Below are 1,632 nucleotides of genomic sequence, written 5' to 3'. Positions count from 1 at the left end.
CAGCAGTATTGTTCAACTGAAGCAACCGAGGCCGTTCCTCAAGATTGAAATGGCTCGAAGAAATCAGGCAGGTCACCCCGAGTACCTTTTCAGCAGCATCGCGAAAATCGCCGAGGTGGCTGTCATAAATCAGGCCGCCCAAAGCATCCCAGCCCTCACTGAGCGGAACGAATTTCCACACACCATCCTGATGGGTCACCGGTGCGTCACCTCTCGAAGCCACCTCTCGAAGCGTGGTCACCCAATCGTGATAGGAGCGTCGCGACAGCGCCTCCACCACCGTGATGTCAGCAGGAAAACTCTCGTTCCATCCGCCTAGGAGCATGGCGATCATCAGGTCAGTCGCATGTGGACCATTCGCCCATGACGGAGTCGTCGGCACGTCCTTCAGTGAACGAACCAGCGCCCCAAGATCGCCATTGCTCTTGCGGGCAAGAATGCGGGCGCGTTCATCGGCAAATCCGGCTTCCCGAAGCGCGCTCTCGAGCATGTATGGCTCTGGGTTCCGCAATCGAACAGACGTCGAAAGCCTGGCGCCCCCGAGGATGCTGCTGTACACGATCCGATGCCCACCGCGTAACGCCTTCTCAAGCAGCTTTGAGCCGCGCTCGCCGGAAACATCAAGCGCGGGGTCCGCGATCAATACCTGAGGCTCGTGTCTGGAAATGAGTTCGGCCCATGCATGAGGTCCGGAAACTATGAGGCAGCGGCCAGCAATATCAGCCTGACGCTCGGATTCCAGACTTGCGATATACGCAGAAACGAAATCAATCACCTGTTCTGGATGACGTGTTTCGAGGCGTAACTGCACGGCTTCGTTGGCCAGAACCGCGTCCAGCCGCTCGCATGCTTCTTGTCTGTCGATCAGAAATAGTTCGGCAGGCAGGTCTGGAGGTGCGCCTGTAGATTTCAGCAACCTCCAGTGTTCGCCCGGCACCTCGAGTTCATTTACCGCAATCCCGAGCTGATTCGCGAGCCATAGCTCCACGGCTGGCACGTGATGCAGCCAGTCGATCAGTTTTGTGCCGTCGATTATGCGCACGTCTTTCCAGTCGCTTCGTCGCTGACGCCGCTCAATCCACGCCAGCTGATTTTCTCCTCGCCAGTCGGCCGGGAAATTTCTCCTACCTGACAACGGGGTCACGAAGATGAACGTGGATGTTGCACGTACTTCAGCAGGGACAACCTTCGTCAACTCCCGATAGTCGTCGGTTGCCTTCTTCTGCGCATCGATACTGGTGCCGATTTCCCAATAAGACCGCCCTTCCGGGACGAACGGTTCATACGGATAATCCGTTTCTAGCTCGCCGTCCGGTCCGTGCTGCCCGATACTGTCGCCAAGGGGAAATCGCCGGTTCGTTGGGCGCGGCGAAGATGCTGCTGCTAGACGCCACACAAGCTCTACAACCAGCCCTTGCGCCTCACGGGAGTGACCACGTACCCATTCGTCGAGGAAGTTCTCAGTAACCAGATTCAAAGGGATCTCCCGCTTGCAACGCGACCCTACCAATCCATATTCGCCACTCGCTCTTGCAGTGCCATGTAGTGTTCAACGGTATGCGATCCGTTAACGACGTCCTCCAGAGTAAATCGGTGGAGCGCTTAAGGTGCGGTAAGGAAGCGGATCAGCGC

1 protein-coding gene is annotated in these 1,632 nt (G+C 57.2%); it reads right to left on the bottom strand.

The window, feature by feature from the left end:
- The coding region (locus DID99_RS36565; RefSeq protein WP_221623083.1) for a hypothetical protein at positions 1 to 1,477 on the bottom strand (1,477 nt) is incomplete at its 3' end.
- Between the last annotated feature and the right edge of the window lie 155 nt (positions 1,478 to 1,632).

This window comes from Burkholderia sp. Bp8986, from assembly GCF_003854225.1.
In the GTDB taxonomy this organism is placed as follows: domain Bacteria; phylum Pseudomonadota; class Gammaproteobacteria; order Burkholderiales; family Burkholderiaceae; genus Burkholderia.
Note: the sequence above shows the minus strand (reverse complement) of the source record. Positions and strands in the feature narration are given on the sequence as shown.